Source organism: Metapseudomonas resinovorans DSM 21078 (assembly GCF_000423545.1).
GTDB classification, from domain to species: domain Bacteria; phylum Pseudomonadota; class Gammaproteobacteria; order Pseudomonadales; family Pseudomonadaceae; genus Metapseudomonas; species Metapseudomonas resinovorans.
Genome location: NZ_AUIE01000002.1, coordinates 184,218 through 199,431 on the forward strand (window position 1 = coordinate 184,218; position 15,214 = coordinate 199,431).

Sequence of the window (15,214 nt, forward strand, 5' to 3'; positions counted from 1 at the left end):
TCATGCGTCACACCCTCCCCTTGCTGCTCTGCGCGGCCATTCTCGGCGGCTGCTCAAGCGCGCCCTCTGACCCCAGTGGCATCTGGATCAACCAGGCGGCGATCAACGCCGCGGCCAAAGAGGGCAAGCTGCGCGAGTCCCTGCTCGCTTATGGCCCGAACCTGGAGTGGCAGATCGACCAGAAAACCGGCGAAGCCCACTACAGCAACGGCTTCGAGCTGGGCGAAGGGCGCCTCGCCGCCCAGGAAGATGGCAACTGGCGGGTGGACTTCTATGGCGACTTCCACGAAACGCTGGAAGTGGACGGCAACCAACTGGTCCAGCAGGCCAGCGAGAACCTCCCCGAGCAGCGCTTCGTCCACCCGGAAAAGACTCCCACCGAGGGCGCCCCACCGGGCAGCGCCTTTGAACACGCGCTCTACACCGCCTACCTCGGCGGCAGCTGGAAGATCGTCGAAGGCCAGGGGCAGGGCGGCCTCGTCAAGTTCAACCCCGACGGCAGCCTCGAAGGCCTGCCGGGTGCTGATCGTTACGCGCTGTGCCTGGCCGGTGACTGCGCAGCCATGAGTGGCGAGAACGACAGTATCTGGCTGCAACAGGGCAATCAGGGCGCGGCCTGGATCTTCGTCCACGATGGCGATGAACTGGAAATCCTCGAAGCCCGCAATCGCGCGCAAATCGACGAGATGCCCGAGTACTTCCCCGGCAAACGCGCCTGGCTGCTGGAGCGCGACTGAATCTCAGCGAACCCTGGATGGGCAGTTCGGCGTGGGCTGAAGCCCACCCTACAAGCCGAGGATTACCCCTGCGGCCAGCCATCCCCCTAGCGCCAGCAGCAGCGCGCCGCAGAGCCGATCCAGCGCCCTCACCCGCATCTGCAGCCAGCCGCGCCAGCGCGGATGGCCCAGCAAACGCACCAGCGCCATATCCCAGAACAGCACCACCGCTGTCATCCAGCCCATGCTCATGACCAGCCCCCAGCCGGGCATGGCCGCATTGCGCAGCACGCCGAACAGCCCGGCATAGAAGATCGGCAGCTTGGGATTGAGGCTGCTGGCGAGCAGTCCCTCGTAAAACCCGAGCCGCCACGAACCACGCTCGCCCGCCTCAGCCTGCGGCAGCTCCAGCTCGCGGGTCGCCAGCAGCGCCTGGACGCCGATCCAGATGAAGTAGCCGCCTCCCGCCAACTGCAGCAGTTTCCACCCAGGCCCCTCCAACGCGGGCAACAGGCTCAGGGCAAGCAGCACCAGCACCATGCTCAGCAAATTGGCCAGCGCGATGCCGGCCGCAACACCGTCGGCATGGCGCAATCCTCTGACCAGCCCGGCACGCAGCAGCAGGAAAAAATCCGGACCTGGCGACAGCAAGGCAGCGAAATGAGTGCTGGCGACCAGCAAGAACAGCGCAAGCATGACGACGCACCTCCGTTGGACACGGCGGCCAGTGTCGAAGCCCGATGGCTTGGCGGTCTTGGAGAAAACTCAGGTGCGTGCGGCGCGGCGGAACTGCCCAGGCGTCACGCCAGTGAAACGCTTGAAGGTCCCGGAAAAATGCGCCTGGTCGTAGAAGCCCAGGGACAGCGCCACCTCCAGCGGCGGCTGATCACCCAGCAGCATGCGCTTGGCTTCACGTACCCGGCGCTGCAACAGGTAGGTGTGCGGCGGCACGCCGTAGGCGCGGCGGAATGCTTCGATCAGATGGCGCGGATGGCGCTGCACCAGAGCGGCCAATTGCTCCAGGCTGACCGCCTCGACGTAATGGGCCTCCAGGTAGTCGCGCAGAAACGCCGTCACCCCGCCGTCCCGCATGGCGGGTGCCGCCACGCGCAAACCGCCGTGACGCACGAACACCCGCTCCAGCACCTCCAGCAGTTCGCTTTCCAGGGCCAGCGCATCGCCCCGCTCGAACTCCGCCGCCAGGCGCGCCAAGCCCGCCGCCACCAGACCGTCATCGGCCGGGTTCAGCTCGCGGAAACCGCTGGGCAGGCGCTTGCGTCCGAGCAATGTCGGCAGGCGCGACTCCTCCACATAGAGCATGCGATAGACCAGTCGCTCGGACTCGGCATGGCCGGTGTGGGGCTCCTCGGGGTTCATCAGCGACAGGGTGCCGGCTGGCAAAGCATGGCGCGCGCCCCGGCACTGGTAGCCGCCCACGCCCTGGAGAATGGCGCCAATGGCAAAGGCATCATGGCTGTGGCGGCCGAAGGGCTGCCCGGAGAAATCCGCGTGGAACAGCTCCACCCCCGGCAACCAGGGGCGCGCCAGCATGCGGTTGGCATCCACGCTCAGGGCTCGCCCAGGATGGCGGCGTAACCTTCGCGGAAGCTGGCGTAGCGCGGTGCCCAGCCCAGTGCGCGAGCGCGAGCGTTGCTGCAGCGTTTGCTGCCCGAGCGGCGCACGGTGGACTCCTCGGCCCACTCGGTCACCCCCATCCGCTCACGCAGCCACCCCACCACTTCGTGCAGCGGAGCCGGGGCATCGTCGACGCCTATATAGCAATCCTCCAGTGCTACACCATCGGCATCAGCCTTGAGCAGGTGGGCCAGCAGCCCGGCGCAATCGTCCACATGAATACGATTGGCGTAGAGCGGGGGTTCACTGACCACGCGGTAGCCCATGCGGACCTGCTTGAGCAGCCATTCGCGACCCGGACCGTAGATACCGGTCAGGCGTACAAGGGTCGAAGGAATGCCGCTGTCCATGGCCAGCCGCTCCGCTTCCCGCATCACCCGGCCGGAATAGCCCTCGGCCTCGGCGGGAGAGGTTTCATCGATCCATTCACCGTCGCGCTGGGCATAGACGCCGCTGCTGGAGACGAACAGCAGGCGCCGCGGCATCTGCCCACGTTCGGCTAGCCAGGCGAGCACATGGCGCAGGCCGTCGACATAAGCGGCGCGGTAGCCGGCTTCGTCGTGCTGAGAGGCCGCCACGCAATAGACCAGGTAGTCCAGCGGCCCCTTTGGCCAATCCGCCGGGCACGCGGCCTGCTCCAGGTCGCCTGCCACCGGCAGCACGCCGGGCGGCAGCGCTGCGACCTGGCGACGCAGGCCATGGACGATCCAGCCGACCTGCAGCATTTGCTGGGCCAGACGGCTGCCAACATCGCCGCAGCCGGCGATCAGGAGGGAAGCGGGCATCAGGGAAGCTCCGAAAAAGTCCTCAGGATAGGCGCACGGGCGGCCATCGCCAATCGCTCAGGCAAGGGGCGAGTCGTCGGGCGAGGGCACAATTGTTATATAGTCACTTTTATAAACAAGAATTACTTGCAATAATGCCACCCCTTCGGTCCCGGCCGACGCTTGCGCGCCGATGGACGAAACCGCTTCCTTTCCTTCAGGTCCGGCCAGCATGAATTCCTACGCCCGCAACGCCCAGCCCCACACCGTCGCCCGCCCGCCACGCCTGCTGGCAGCCTTGTTGATCAGCCTGATGCTGGCGCCCGGCAGCTCTTTCGCTGAAGAGCCGACCGCCCAGTCCGTACCGGCTGCCGCCACTCAGGCAGCCGCTCCGGCGCCCACCGCTGACGCCGCCAACGCGCCTGCCGGTGCTCCGGTAGCAACCGGCGCTCCGACTGCCGAAGGCACTGTCGCGCCTGTCGATGCCGCCGCCCAGGACCCGAACGCCCTGCCGACCGACCCGCTGGCCGCCGAGCTCGAAGGCGAGCAGATGCTGGCCCACGACCTGTCGCCCTGGGGCATGTATCAGAACGCCGACATCGTGGTGAAGGCCGTGATGATCGGCCTGGCCTTGGCCTCCGTCCTGACCTGGACCGTGTGGATCGCCAAGGGTTTTGAACTGGTCGCAGCCAAGCGCCGCCTGCGCCGTGAGCTGCTGACCCTGAAAGGCGCCCGCACCCTGGGCGAGGCTGGCGAGCAAGTCAGCAATGGCAGCTGCGTCTCCCGCCTGCTGGTGCAGGACGCCCAGGAAGAGGTGAAACTGTCCACCAACACCCGCGAGAAGGAAGGCATCAAGGAGCGCGTCAGCTTCCGCCTCGAGCGCCTCGTGGCCGCCAGCGGCCGGCAGATGAGCCAGGGCACCGGCGTACTCGCCACCATCGGCTCCACCGCACCCTTCGTCGGTCTGTTCGGTACCGTCTGGGGCATCATGAACAGCTTCATCGGCATCGCCAAATCCCAGACCACAAACCTCGCCGTGGTCGCCCCTGGTATCGCCGAAGCCCTGCTGGCCACGGCCCTTGGCCTGGTAGCAGCGATCCCCGCCGTGGTCATCTACAACGTTTTCGCCCGCTCCATTGCCGGCTACAAGGCCCAGGTGTCCGACGCTTCCGCCCAGGTGCTGCTGCTGGTCAGCCGCGACCTCGACCACCAACCGGCCGAACGTGGCCAGTCTCCGCAAATGGCGAAAGTGGGCTGACCCATGGGAATCCATCTGAACGAAGGTGGCGATGATCTCCAGGAAACCCACGAGATCAACGTCACCCCTTTCATCGACGTGATGCTGGTGCTGCTGATCATCTTCATGGTTGCAGCGCCCCTGGCAACGGTCGATATCAAGGTCGACCTGCCCGCGTCCACCGCCAAGCCCGCGCCCAGGCCGGACAAGCCGATCTACCTGAGCATCAAGGAAGACAAGAGCCTGTACCTGGACAACGAGCACGTCACCGAGGAGCAGTTGGGCAGCGTGCTGGACAAGCTGACCAACGCCGACAAGGAGAAGACCATCTTCGTCCGCGGCGACAAGGTCGTGGAGTACGGTCGTCTGATGGAAGTCATGGACACCCTGCGCGGCGCCGGCTACCTCAAGATCGGCCTGGTCGGACTCGAGACGGTCGGGACTAAATGAGCCAAGGCAAACGCAAGCTGTCGCAATGGGGCGTCAGCCTGGTCGTCGTGCTCGGCCTGCACATCGGCCTCGGCCTCTGGGCGCTGTACTGGCGTCCGCACGCCAAGCCGATCGAGCTGCCGCCGGCGGCCATGATAGTGGAGCTGGAGCCGCTTCCAGCCCCCGCGCCCAAACCAGCACCGCCGCCGCCTCCCCAGGTCGAGCCCGAACCCGAGCCGCTGCCCAAGCTGGTGGAAGCGCCCAAGCCGAAGATCGCCATCGCGCCCAAGCCGAAACCCAAGCCCAAGCCCAAGCCGCCGAAACCCAAGCCGCCTGAGCCCAAGCCCGAGAAGCCGCGGGAAACCGAAAGCGTGAAGGAAAGCGTTGCCGCGCCGACCACCCCGGCCCCGAGCGACACCAAGCCAGCCGCCCAGCAGCAGGCCGCCGCCAGCGCACCGTCGGACGCCAAGCCAACCTGGCAGAGCAAGCTGCTCAGCCACCTGGCCCGCTACAAGCGCTACCCGGACGATGCCCGCCGTCGCGGCTTCGAAGGGGTCAACCGCCTGCGCTTCGTGGTCGACGCTGAAGGCAAGGTGATCTCCTATTCCCTGGTCGGCAAGTCCGGTAGTGCCTCGCTGGATCGCGCCACCCTGGAGATGATCCGCCGCGCCCAACCGCTGCCGCCTCCCCCGCCGGAGCTGCTGAACAACGGCTCGTTGGAAGTGGTCGCGCCCTTCGTCTACTCGCTGGACCGCCGCTGACTCCCAAGCGCCTGCGCCACCCCGCGCAGGCGCTTGGTTCCATTGACTCCAGCCGCTATGCTTGCCGGACCTCAATGGAAAAATGCTATGACCCTCACTGAACTGCGCTACATCGTCACCCTCGCCCAGGAACAGCACTTCGGCCGTGCCGCCGAGCGTTGCCATGTGAGCCAGCCGACCCTGTCGGTCGGGGTGAAAAAGCTGGAAGACGAGCTCGGCGTGCTTATCTTCGAGCGCAGCAAGAGCGCAGTACGCCTGACGCCCGTTGGTGAGGGCATCGTTACCCAGGCACAGAAGGTCCTGGAACAGGCACAGGGCATCCGTGAGATGGCCCAGGCCGGCAAGAACCAGTTGGCCGCGCCGCTCAAGGTGGGCGCCATCTACACCGTCGGCCCCTACCTCTTCCCACACCTTATTCCGCAGCTGCACCGGGTCGCCCCGCAGATGCCGCTGTACATCGAAGAAAACTTCACCCACATCCTGCGCGACAAGCTGCGCACCGGCGAACTGGACGCGATCATCATCGCCCTGCCCTTCGCCGAAGCCGACGTGCTGACCAAGCCGCTCTACGACGAACCCTTCTACGTGCTGCTGCCATTCGGGCACCCCTGGACCGAACGCGAGTCCATCGACAGCGAGATGCTCAACGACAAGAGCCTGCTGCTGCTGGGCGAAGGCCACTGCTTCCGCGACCAGGTGCTGGAAGCCTGCCCGAGCCTGCGCAAGGGCGGCGAAGACAGCGCGAAGCACACCACGGTGGAGTCCAGCTCCCTGGAAACCATCCGGCACATGGTCGCCTCCGGTCTCGGCGTGTCGATCCTGCCCTTCTCCGCAGTGGACAGCCACCACTACGCCCCTGGCGTGATCGAGATTCGTCCGCTGACCCCGCCGGTGCCCTTCCGCACCGTGGCCATCGCCTGGCGTGCCAGCTTCCCGCGTCCGCGCGCCATTGAAGTGCTGGCAGACTCCATCCGCCTCTGCTCGGTGGCCCACCCGAAAACCCAGGGCGAACCGCAGCCGGCATGACCGAGCTGGCCCAAGTCTCCGTTACCGCGCTCAAGGGCGTGGGGGCTGCCTTGGCTGAGAAGCTCGCCAAGGTCGGCCTGGAGAACCTGCAGGACATCCTCTTCCACCTGCCCACCCGCTACCAGGATCGCACCCGCATCACCCCTATCGGCGAGCTGCGCCCGGGGCAGGATGCGGTGGTCGAAGGCATAGTCGGCGGCGCCGATGTGGTCATGGGTCGCCGGCGCAGTCTGCTGGTACGCCTGCAGGACGGGACCGGCACCCTCAGCCTGCGCTTCTTCCACTTCAGCCAGGCGCAGAAGGAAGGGCTCAAACGCGGCACCCAGTTGCGCTGCTACGGCGAAGTTCGCCCTGGCGCCACCGGACTGGAGATCTACCACCCGGAATACCGCTCCCTGTCGGGCGATGAGGCGCCGCCGGTCGAACAGACCCTGACGCCGATCTACCCCACCACCGAGGGCCTTACCCAGCAGCGCCTGCGCAACCTCAGCCAGCTTGCCCTGGCCCGTCTCGGCCCGCACAGCCTGCCGGACTGGCTGCCCAAGGAACTGGCCCGCGACTATCACCTGGGTTCCCTCGACGATGCCATCCGTTACCTGCACCGGCCGCCGCCGGATGCCGACCTGGAAGAGCTCGCCGAAGGCCAGCACTGGGCGCAGCAACGCCTCGCCTTCGAGGAACTGCTGACCCACCAACTGTCGCTGCAGCGCCTGCGCGAAAGCCTGCGCGCCCAGCACGCACCGCAGTTGCCGCCAGCACGCAAGCTGCCCGCCCAGTACCTGGCCAACCTCGGCTTCAAGCCCACGGGTGCCCAGCAGCGCGTCGGCGCTGAGATCGCCTACGACCTGGCCCAGCAGGAACCCATGCTGCGCCTGGTGCAAGGCGACGTCGGCGCTGGAAAAACGGTGGTCGCCGCCCTTGCCGCGCTGCAGGCACTGGAGGCCGGCTACCAGGTGGCACTGATGGCACCCACCGAAATCCTCGCCGAGCAGCACTTCGTCAACTTCAGCAAATGGCTGCAGCCGCTGGGCATCGAAGTCGCCTGGCTCGCCGGCAAGCTCAAGGGCAAGGCCCGCGCCGCCGCGCTGGAGCAGATCGCCGGCGGTACGCCAATGGTGGTCGGCACCCACGCGCTATTCCAGGACGAAGTGAAGTTCAAGCGCCTGGCCCTGGTGATCATCGACGAGCAGCACCGTTTCGGCGTCCAGCAACGCCTGGCCCTGCGCCAGAAAGGCGTGGACGGTCGCCTCTGCCCGCACCAGCTGATCATGACCGCTACCCCCATTCCGCGGACACTGGCCATGAGCGCCTATGCCGACCTGGACACCTCCATCCTCGACGAACTCCCCCCGGGCCGCACCCCGGTGAACACCGTGCTGGTGGCCGACAGCCGCCGCATCGAGGTGATTGAGCGGGTCCGTGCGGCCTGTTTCGAAGGCCGCCAGGCCTATTGGGTTTGCACCCTGATCGAAGAATCCGAGGAGCTGACCTGCCAGGCGGCGGAGACGACTTTCGAAGAGCTTTCCTCGGCCCTGGGCGAGCTGCGTGTCGGCCTGATCCATGGGCGCATGAAGCCCGCCGAAAAGGCTGCGGTGATGGCCGAGTTCAAGGCTGGCGCGCTGCAATTGCTGGTGGCCACCACTGTGATCGAGGTGGGCGTAGACGTGCCAAACGCCAGCCTGATGATCATCGAGAACCCCGAGCGTCTGGGCCTGGCCCAGTTGCACCAACTGCGCGGCCGCGTTGGCCGGGGCAGTGCCGCCAGCCACTGCGTGCTGCTCTACCACGCGCCGCTGTCGCAACTCGGCCGCGAGCGCTTGGCGATCATGCGCGAAACCTGCGACGGCTTCGTCATCGCCGAGAAGGACCTGGAACTGCGCGGCCCCGGCGAAATGCTCGGCACCCGCCAGACCGGTCTGCTGCAATTCAAGGTGGCCGACCTGATGCGCGACGCCGACCTGTTGCCGGCTGTTCGCGACGCCGCACAGGCCCTGCTGGCCCATTGGCCACAGCATGTCAGTCCACTATTGGAGCGCTGGTTGCGTCACGGCCAACAGTACGGCCAAGTGTGATGCAGTTCACAGCTCAACCGTCGCCTCGCGCCGATCTCTTACGACCTGCTCGTTATACTCCGGGCAGAAAAATCAAAGCTGGATGCTGCCATGACCGAAGTCGCCCTCGTCCCGGATTCCTCGCCACAACCGCCCGAAGTGATAGTGCAGCTACTCGAGAAGCTCGGCCTGGCGTTCCAGGTGCGCCTGGAGCAGCCGGGCCTGCCCGCTGCGCAGCGGGTCCAGTCGGTGTTGCTGGAAGACGCCGTCGGCGCCCTCCTGGTGCTTTTCCCGCGCAGCCAGTTGCTCGACCTCAATCGCCTTGCCGAACTCACTGGCCGCAAGCTGGTGGCGGTCAAGCCCGAGCGCCTCGAGCGCATGCTCGGCAAGCACCAACTGGGCGCCCTGCCCGGCCTGCCACCGCTGACCAGCTCGCCTTGCCTGTATGACGAGCGCCTCCTGAAGGAGCCGCGCCTGCTGGTGGAGTCAGGTCAACCCGGCGTACTGCTGGAGCTGGCCAGCGAGGACTACCGTGGACTGCTGAGCAAAGCCAGCGCCGCACGCTTCGGTGAGCCGGTGGCGGCGATCCGCCCGAACCTCGATCGCCCGGCCGACGACCGCGCCGAGATCACCCAGGCTGTGCAGGCGTTCACCGCCCGCCGTATCCAGCAACGCCTGGAAGAGACCATCGAAATTCCTCCGCTGGCCGAATCCGCGCAGAAAATCATCAAGCTGCGGGTCGACCCCAACGCCACCGTGGAAGACATCACCGGCGTGGTGGAAACCGACCCGGCCCTGGCTGCCCAGGTGGTCAGTTGGGCCGCCTCGCCCTACTACGCCGCTCCCGGCAAGATCCGCTCGGTAGAAGACGCCATCGTCCGTGTGCTGGGCTTCGACCTGGTGATCAACCTCGCCCTCGGCCTGGCCCTCGGCAAATCCCTGAGCCTGCCCAAGGACCAGCCGCAGCAGGCCACGCCCTACTGGCAACAGGCGATCTATACGGCCGCGGTGATCGAAGGCCTGACTCGCGCCATGCCGCGCGCCCAGCGCCCGGAAACCGGACTGACCTACCTTGCCGGCCTGCTGCACAACTTCGGCTACCTGGTGCTGGCCCATGTCTTCCCGCCGCATTTCTCGCTGATCTGCCGGCACCTGGAAGTCAACCCGCACCTGCCCCACAGCTACGTCGAGCAGCACCTGCTGGGCATTACCCGCGAGCAGATCGGCAGTTGGTTGATGCGCTTCTGGGATATGCCGGAAGAGCTCTACACCGCCCTGCGCTTCCAGCACGACCCGGACTACCAGAGCGACAATGCCGCCTACCCGAACCTGGTGTGCCTAGCGGTCAGCCTGCTGCGTAACCGCGGCATCGGCTCCGGCCCGGAAGTGGTGATTCCCGACGATCTCTTCGAGGCCTTGGGCATAACCCGCGAGAAGGCCGAAGAAGCAGTGAGCAAAGTGCTACAGGCCGAAGCGGCGCTGCGTGAGCTGGCCTCCCAGTTCAATACGCCGCACTGATCGGCAGGCATGAAAAAGGGACGCCAGTGGCGCCCCTTTTTCATGCCCTTGTCCCGTCAGGAACTTCCGTGGGCAGGGCTTCAGCCCTGCATCGGGAGGAGAAGGAAAGCGTCAGGCCGCTTTCTTGTCGGCAACCTTCTTCTTCGGCACCAAGTGCTTGGTCAGACCCTGGAACCAGATCACCAGCGCCGGGTTGCCCTGGATCTGGATGTCCTTGTTCTGGATACCCTGCATGAAGGCCAGCTGCTTGTTCTTCGCGCTCATGGTGGCAAACCCGTAGGCGCCGTCCTTGAAGCCGATGGCGAAGGCAGGCGCGCTGGCGGTGCCGCGTTTGCTGACCACTCGCTGGTCCTTGACGATGAAGTGACGGGCAATCTTGCCGTCCAGGGTGTGCAGCTGGAACACCAGGTCCTTGCCCGCCAGCTGCTGCTGGAACTCGGCATTGTCACGGCTCGCCTTGGTCATCAGGCGGCCCAGCATCCAGAGAAGAAAGCGGAATTTCATGCGCGCACGGCCTCAAAGGGTTGAGAAAGCGGCGCATTGTAGCGGTTTGCCGGCGGGACTACAGCCAGCCAAAGGAGGGCGCAGCGAAAGGACGGGTGAACTGCCCGGAACCTCCCCGGCTCCGGGCAGAAGAAGCTTAGTTCACAGCTTCTTTCAGCGATTTGCCCGGCTTGAAGGCAACGGTGTTGCTGGCCTTGATCTTCACCGGCTGCCCCGTCTGCGGGTTCTTGCCAGTGCGGGCACCACGGTGACGTTGCAGGAAGGTGCCGAAGCCCACCAGCGTTACGCTGTCCTTGCGGTTCAGCGCGTTGGTGATTTCTTCGAGCACCGCATTGAGTACGCGATTGGCCTGATCCTTGGTTAGATCGGCCTTTTCGGCGATAGCGGCGGCGAGTTCCGGTTTACGCATAGATGCCTCTTTGACGGTTTGTTGTTTTTGTGTCCGTGCTGTCCTTCCAGAACAGCGCCCAAGGCGCCGCAACGGCTCTGCGCCGCGGCAAACCACGGGGAGGATGGCACGCCAATTGGCACTGCGCCAGTGTCCTCAGCGGGAATTCCGAAAGAACAGAAGGACTAATCCGACAGAAGGGCTGACATTTATGCCAGAAGCGGCGGCAGCTCACGGTTCAGGGCCAATTTCTCCTGCACGGCAGCCCCCGTCAGGGCATACCCGAGCAGGCCGCCGGCGGCATCACGGCAGAGCGCCTTGATGTCCGCCCCAGAGCCTTCCACGGTCCAGCTGCCATCCGTGCCACGGGGCGGCGGCGACACCACCAGCGGGCACACCGGGGTTTTCACCGTCACCGGCATCGGGCCGTAAGCCACCGCAGTGGGGTTGCCCGCCAAGGTCTGCGCCAGCGCCCGGGCACAGGCCATCAGCGGCATCACATAGAGAAGGTTGAGGCCATCCACTTCGGCGCAATCACCCAGGGCGTAGATGTTGCTGTGGGACGTGCGCAGCTGGCGGTCCACCACCACGCCACGGTTCACGGCCAAACCCGCGGCAGCAGCCAGCTCGGTACGTGGGCGCAGGCCAACGGCGGACACCACCAGGTCGCAGGCAATGCGAGTGCCGTCAGAAAGCAGCGCGTCCAGTCCGACGTCACTGCGGTCCAGGCGCGCCAATACCGGCCCCAGGTGGAAGCGTGCCCCCAGGCTTTCGAGCCCAGCCTGCACCGCCGCGGCAGCAGCCGGATGCAGTAGGCCCGGCATCACCTGCTCACAGGGCGCCACCAACTCCACCTCCAGACCACCCAGGCTGAGGTCGTTGGCGAATTCGCAGCCGATCAGGCCGGCACCCAGGATCAGCACCCGGCGCTTGCCGGCGGCGGCAATGCGAAAGCGCGCGTAGTCCTCCAAGTCATTGATCGGGAAGACCGCATCCTGGGCGTCACCCTCCACCGGCACGCGGATGGTGTCTGCGCCCCAGGCCAGCACCAGGTCGCGATAAGGCACGGCCTCCTCACCGATCCACAGACGCTGGTGACCCGGGTCGATGCCGGTGATACGGGTGTGGGTACGGACTTCCGCCTTAAGCTGCTCGGCCATGGCACCGGCCTCGGCCATGGCCAGGCCATCGGCATCCTTGTCCTTGCCAAAACCGGTGGAGAGCATGGGCTTGGAGTATGAGCGACCGTCGTCGGCGCTGATCAACAACAGCGGGGTTTCGCTATCCAGCTTGCGAAACTCCTTGGCCAGGTTGTAACCGGCCAGGCCGGTGCCGACTATCACCACGGGTGCACTCATTGCTCACTCCTGCTCATGAAACGACGCGGCGGCCCATGGGCCGCCGCTTGAATGGGGTTGGATAACGGATATCAGGCGATTTCGATCATCTCGAAATCGATCTTGCCGACGCCGCAATCGGGGCAGACCCAGTCCGGCGGAATGTCTTCCCAGCGCGTACCGGGGGCGATGCCCTCTTCGGGTAGCCCCTCCGCCTCGTCATAGATGAATCCGCAGACGATGCACTGCCACTTACGCATGACCACCTCCGCCGGCGCGGATAACCGTACTGAACCTACTCCAATCGACCGGCGACCGCCAAGCGCCACCGGACCAGTCCAGACAGAGGATAGGCCTATCCTGCGGACACGAAAAAGCCGACACGGAGTCGGCTTGTTCGGGGCTGAGACAGGATCAGTTGATTTCGATCATCTCGAAATCCAGCTTGCCCACGCCGCAGTCGGGGCAGATCCAGTCTGCCGGGACGTCTTCCCAGCGGGTGCCAGCGGCGATGCCGTCATCCGGCCAGCCCTGGGACTCGTCGTAGACCAGGCCACACACCACACATTGCCATTTCTTCATCATTCTTTTCTCCACGATCTGGCGTTCTCGAACCGTCGCCTCTCGTGGGCGTTCCGGTCACCTCAGGGGCGCTTTGTACTGGTTTATCCCGCCAACGGGCAAGAGGCAGCCGACGGGCAAAGGCCGTGCTAATCTGCGCCGTCTTCCATCGCCCAAGCCCCGCCCGTGCCCCACGCCGCCCTCGTCCATCCGCCCCGTTGGCTCACTGCCGCCCAGCTCCACCCCGCTCCGGCCGCCGGCGTCCGCGACTGGCTGTTCGACCAGGGATCGCTGACCCGCCGACTGACTGCCCTCTCGGACAACGCCTTCAGTGTCACGCCGCTGGAAGAGGGCTGGCAGACCCTGCGCGCCGACGAATGCGCGGCACTCGGCATCCCCGCCGGCGGCCAGGGCTGGGTACGCGAGGTCTACCTGCGCGGCCACGGCGAGGCCTGGGTGTTCGCCCGCAGCGTGGCGGCACGTGCCGCCCTGGAAGGCTCCGGGCTGGACCTGCACCAACTCGGTAGCCGCTCCCTCGGCGAACTGCTGTTCAGCGACCGCGCCTTCGACCGTGGCGCCATCGAAGTCACCCGTTATCCGGCCGCCCTGCTGCCGATGGCCGTGCGCGCCGATCGCCTGTGGGGACGGCGCTCGTGCTTCTCGCGGGGTGAACTGGGGGTCCTGGTGGCGGAGATCTTCCTCCCTGCGCTGTGGCGCCAGGCGGGCATCGAGGCCGTATAATCCGGCGCCGAGCCTGTTTACGATCTCGCGAGCTAGAGAAGAACAAGGCGGGAATGGCTGAAGGCGCGGAGTTTACGAGCTGTAAATGAGCAAGCCTGAAGCCATTCCCAACGCCGTTATTCCGACGCGCAGCAGATCAGATTCAGGCTCTTTCAAGGGAGAGCCGCCTGTGTACCTGACCCTGTTGCAATCGCTGAACCGCCTGCACCCGCGCGCCATGGACTTCATCCAGCTGACGCGCCTGGACAAGCCCATCGGCATCTACCTGCTGCTCTGGCCCACGCTCTGGGCCTTGTGGATCGCCGGTGAAGGCGGCCCCAGCCTGGCAAACCTGGTGATCTTCGTGCTTGGCGTGAACCTGATGCGCGCCGCCGGCTGCGTGATCAACGACTACGCCGACCGCAATTTCGACGGCCACGTCAGCCGCACCCGCGCGCGGCCCCTGGCCAGCGGTCGGGTCACCCCGCGTGAGGCGCTGGTGTTCTTCGTCATCCTGGTGGCCATCAGCTTCGTGCTGGTGCTCTTCACCAACGCCACCACCATCTGGCTGTCCTTCGGCGGCCTGGCACTGGCCGCCTGTTACCCCTTCATGAAGCGCTACACCTTCTACCCGCAGGTGGTGCTGGGCGCGGCTTTCTCCTGGGGCATGCCCATGGCCTTCACCGCCGAGACCGGCGAGCTGCCGGCGGCGGCCTGGCTGCTGTACATCGCCAACCTCCTGTGGACGGTGGCCTATGACACCTACTACGCCATGACCGACCGCGAGGACGACCTGAAGATCGGGGTCAAATCCACCGCCATCCTCTTCGGCGACGCCGATCGCCTGATCATCGCCACGCTGCAGGGCCTGGCACTGTTCTGCCTGGTGCTGGCAGGGAACCGCTTCGAACTGGGGCTGTGTTTCTACCTGGGCCTGCTGGCAGCGGCCGCGTGCTTCGCCTGGGAGTTCTACAGCACCCGCACGCGCGATCCGCAGGCCTGCTTCAAGGCCTTCCTGCACAACCACTGGGCGGGTCTGGCAATCTTTACCGGTATCGTCGCCGACTACGCGCTGCGCTAGGGCGCAGCGCGCCCTCTCTCCTGGTCGGCTAGTAAGCTTCGGGCTTGACGATGTGCCAAACCCCCATCTTTCCGTCTCCGGTCACGTCACCGGCCTTCTTGTCCATGACGAAGGTGTACACCGGCTTGCCGTCATAGGCCCACTGCATGGAGCCATCGTCGCGCTTGATGACGCTCCACTCACCCTCGGCCTTGGCTGCCGCGTCGGCCATCAGCGGCGGCCAGTTCTGTGCGCACTGGCCGTTGCAGGCGGACTTGCCGTCAGCGTCCTTGTCGTAGGTGTAGAGCGTCATGCCGTTTTGATCCACCAGCATGCCGTTCTTCTCCATCGCCGGCTCGGCCGTCAGGCCCAACAATGGCCAACCCAGCAAGGCACCCGCCAGCAGCGGAACGAATCGGGGGGCAATTCTTCTCATTTTCTAACCTCTCCTCGGAATGAACAGCGACAGCCTGGCGGCAGCTGGATCACGGCTTGAGGTCACAGCAA

Annotated in this window: 18 protein-coding genes; 9 read left to right on the forward strand and 9 right to left on the reverse strand. The window is 65.8% G+C overall.

From position 1 onward, the window contains the following. Positions 1 to 2 precede the first annotated feature (2 nt). Entirely contained in the window at positions 3 to 737 is a 735-nt protein-coding gene (locus G559_RS0103410; RefSeq protein WP_028626904.1) for a hypothetical protein, read from the forward strand. A 48-nt stretch (positions 738 to 785) separates the two neighbouring features. Here the strand turns inward: G559_RS0103410 and G559_RS0103415 are convergent, their stop codons facing one another. From G559_RS0103415 to G559_RS0103425, 3 genes are all read right to left on the reverse strand, one after another. Next, positions 786 to 1,412, reverse strand: coding sequence for a LysE family translocator (locus G559_RS0103415; protein ID WP_028626905.1), 627 nt, complete (start codon positions 1,410 to 1,412; stop codon positions 786 to 788). A gap of 69 nt (positions 1,413 to 1,481) precedes the next feature. Further along, the gene (locus G559_RS0103420; protein ID WP_028626906.1) at positions 1,482 to 2,282 is read right to left on the reverse strand and encodes a helix-turn-helix transcriptional regulator; all 801 of its coding nucleotides are present in this window, start codon (positions 2,280 to 2,282) and stop codon (positions 1,482 to 1,484) included. A gap of 2 nt (positions 2,283 to 2,284) precedes the next feature. Next, complete coding sequence (locus G559_RS0103425; RefSeq protein WP_028626907.1) at positions 2,285 to 3,136, reverse strand: SDR family oxidoreductase; 852 nt, start codon at positions 3,134 to 3,136, stop codon at positions 2,285 to 2,287. Between the two features lie 211 nt (positions 3,137 to 3,347). Between G559_RS0103425 and exbB the strand changes: the two genes are divergently transcribed. The 6 genes from exbB (at position 3,348) to G559_RS0103455 (ending at position 10,137) form a co-directional block, all read left to right on the forward strand. Beyond that, a complete protein-coding gene (gene exbB / locus G559_RS0103430; RefSeq protein ID WP_028626908.1) occupies positions 3,348 to 4,373 on the forward strand; it encodes a tonB-system energizer ExbB in 1,026 nt (341 codons plus the stop codon). 3 nt (positions 4,374 to 4,376) lie between these two features. Then, positions 4,377 to 4,802 carry a TonB system transport protein ExbD gene (exbD, locus tag G559_RS0103435; protein ID WP_028626909.1) on the forward strand — a complete coding sequence of 142 codons (426 nt, stop codon included), beginning with the start codon at positions 4,377 to 4,379 and terminating at the stop codon, positions 4,800 to 4,802. Further along, complete coding sequence (locus G559_RS0103440; protein WP_028626910.1) at positions 4,799 to 5,542, forward strand: energy transducer TonB; 744 nt, start codon at positions 4,799 to 4,801, stop codon at positions 5,540 to 5,542. Before exbD ends, G559_RS0103440 begins: the two co-directional genes overlap by 4 nt. An 87-nt stretch (positions 5,543 to 5,629) precedes the next feature. After that, on the forward strand, positions 5,630 to 6,568 hold the full coding sequence (locus G559_RS0103445; RefSeq protein ID WP_028626911.1) for a hydrogen peroxide-inducible genes activator: 939 nt from the start codon (positions 5,630 to 5,632) through the stop codon (positions 6,566 to 6,568). Further along, complete coding sequence (gene recG / locus G559_RS0103450) at positions 6,565 to 8,640, forward strand: ATP-dependent DNA helicase RecG (protein WP_028626912.1); 2,076 nt, start codon at positions 6,565 to 6,567, stop codon at positions 8,638 to 8,640. The genes G559_RS0103445 and recG overlap by 4 nt, the downstream gene beginning before the upstream one ends. Positions 8,641 to 8,730: 90 nt before the next feature. Then, the gene (locus G559_RS0103455) at positions 8,731 to 10,137 is read left to right on the forward strand and encodes an HDOD domain-containing protein (protein ID WP_028626913.1); all 1,407 of its coding nucleotides are present in this window, start codon (positions 8,731 to 8,733) and stop codon (positions 10,135 to 10,137) included. A gap of 111 nt (positions 10,138 to 10,248) precedes the next feature. Here G559_RS0103455 and G559_RS0103460 read toward each other — a convergent pair whose 3' ends face one another. From G559_RS0103460 to G559_RS0103480, 5 genes are all read right to left on the reverse strand, one after another. After that, positions 10,249 to 10,641, reverse strand: a complete 393-nt coding sequence (locus G559_RS0103460; RefSeq protein ID WP_028626914.1) for a hypothetical protein — start codon at positions 10,639 to 10,641, stop codon at positions 10,249 to 10,251. Between the two features lie 136 nt (positions 10,642 to 10,777). Then, positions 10,778 to 11,050 carry an HU family DNA-binding protein gene (locus G559_RS0103465; RefSeq protein ID WP_016495401.1) on the reverse strand — a complete coding sequence of 91 codons (273 nt, stop codon included), beginning with the start codon at positions 11,048 to 11,050 and terminating at the stop codon, positions 10,778 to 10,780. A 188-nt stretch (positions 11,051 to 11,238) separates the two neighbouring features. Beyond that, entirely contained in the window at positions 11,239 to 12,387 is a 1,149-nt protein-coding gene (locus G559_RS0103470) for an NAD(P)/FAD-dependent oxidoreductase (protein WP_028626915.1), read from the reverse strand. A gap of 71 nt (positions 12,388 to 12,458) precedes the next feature. Continuing rightward, a complete protein-coding gene (locus tag G559_RS0103475; RefSeq protein WP_028626916.1) occupies positions 12,459 to 12,626 on the reverse strand; it encodes a rubredoxin in 168 nt (55 codons plus the stop codon). A gap of 154 nt (positions 12,627 to 12,780) precedes the next feature. Beyond that, entirely contained in the window at positions 12,781 to 12,948 is a 168-nt protein-coding gene (locus tag G559_RS0103480; protein WP_028626917.1) for a rubredoxin, read from the reverse strand. A gap of 165 nt (positions 12,949 to 13,113) precedes the next feature. Here G559_RS0103480 and G559_RS0103485 point away from each other — a divergent pair, with 165 nt between their 5' ends. Together G559_RS0103485 and ubiA are read left to right on the forward strand one after the other, a co-directional pair. Continuing rightward, positions 13,114 to 13,668, forward strand: a complete 555-nt coding sequence (locus tag G559_RS0103485) for a chorismate--pyruvate lyase family protein (protein ID WP_028626918.1) — start codon at positions 13,114 to 13,116, stop codon at positions 13,666 to 13,668. A 169-nt stretch (positions 13,669 to 13,837) separates the two neighbouring features. Then, a complete protein-coding gene (gene ubiA / locus G559_RS0103490) occupies positions 13,838 to 14,728 on the forward strand; it encodes a 4-hydroxybenzoate octaprenyltransferase (RefSeq protein ID WP_028626919.1) in 891 nt (296 codons plus the stop codon). 28 nt (positions 14,729 to 14,756) lie between these two features. Here ubiA and G559_RS0103495 read toward each other — a convergent pair whose 3' ends face one another. Beyond that, positions 14,757 to 15,143: a COG4315 family predicted lipoprotein gene (locus tag G559_RS0103495; protein WP_028626920.1), complete on the reverse strand. Its 387-nt coding sequence runs from the start codon at positions 15,141 to 15,143 to the stop codon at positions 14,757 to 14,759. Positions 15,144 to 15,214 lie beyond the last annotated feature (71 nt).

Excerpts from the sequence above, each read along its gene's own strand:
- G559_RS0103410 (WP_028626904.1), top strand. The coding sequence starts at position 3 with ATGCGTCACACCCTCCCCTTGCTGCTCTGCGCGGCCATTCTCGGCGGC.
- G559_RS0103415 (WP_028626905.1), bottom strand. The coding sequence starts at position 1,412 with ATGCTTGCGCTGTTCTTGCTGGTCGCCAGCACTCATTTCGCTGCCTTG.
- G559_RS0103425 (WP_028626907.1), bottom strand. The coding sequence starts at position 3,136 with ATGCCCGCTTCCCTCCTGATCGCCGGCTGCGGCGATGTTGGCAGCCGT.
- exbB (WP_028626908.1), top strand. The coding sequence starts at position 3,348 with ATGAATTCCTACGCCCGCAACGCCCAGCCCCACACCGTCGCCCGCCCG.
- exbD (WP_028626909.1), top strand. The coding sequence starts at position 4,377 with ATGGGAATCCATCTGAACGAAGGTGGCGATGATCTCCAGGAAACCCAC.
- G559_RS0103440 (WP_028626910.1), top strand. The coding sequence starts at position 4,799 with ATGAGCCAAGGCAAACGCAAGCTGTCGCAATGGGGCGTCAGCCTGGTC.
- G559_RS0103445 (WP_028626911.1), top strand. The coding sequence starts at position 5,630 with ATGACCCTCACTGAACTGCGCTACATCGTCACCCTCGCCCAGGAACAG.
- recG (WP_028626912.1), top strand. The coding sequence starts at position 6,565 with ATGACCGAGCTGGCCCAAGTCTCCGTTACCGCGCTCAAGGGCGTGGGG.
- G559_RS0103455 (WP_028626913.1), top strand. The coding sequence starts at position 8,731 with ATGACCGAAGTCGCCCTCGTCCCGGATTCCTCGCCACAACCGCCCGAA.
- G559_RS0103460 (WP_028626914.1), bottom strand. The coding sequence starts at position 10,641 with ATGAAATTCCGCTTTCTTCTCTGGATGCTGGGCCGCCTGATGACCAAG.
- G559_RS0103465 (WP_016495401.1), bottom strand. The coding sequence starts at position 11,050 with ATGCGTAAACCGGAACTCGCCGCCGCTATCGCCGAAAAGGCCGATCTA.
- G559_RS0103470 (WP_028626915.1), bottom strand. The coding sequence starts at position 12,387 with ATGAGTGCACCCGTGGTGATAGTCGGCACCGGCCTGGCCGGTTACAAC.
- G559_RS0103475 (WP_028626916.1), bottom strand. The coding sequence starts at position 12,626 with ATGCGTAAGTGGCAGTGCATCGTCTGCGGATTCATCTATGACGAGGCG.
- G559_RS0103480 (WP_028626917.1), bottom strand. The coding sequence starts at position 12,948 with ATGAAGAAATGGCAATGTGTGGTGTGTGGCCTGGTCTACGACGAGTCC.
- G559_RS0103495 (WP_028626920.1), bottom strand. The coding sequence starts at position 15,143 with ATGAGAAGAATTGCCCCCCGATTCGTTCCGCTGCTGGCGGGTGCCTTG.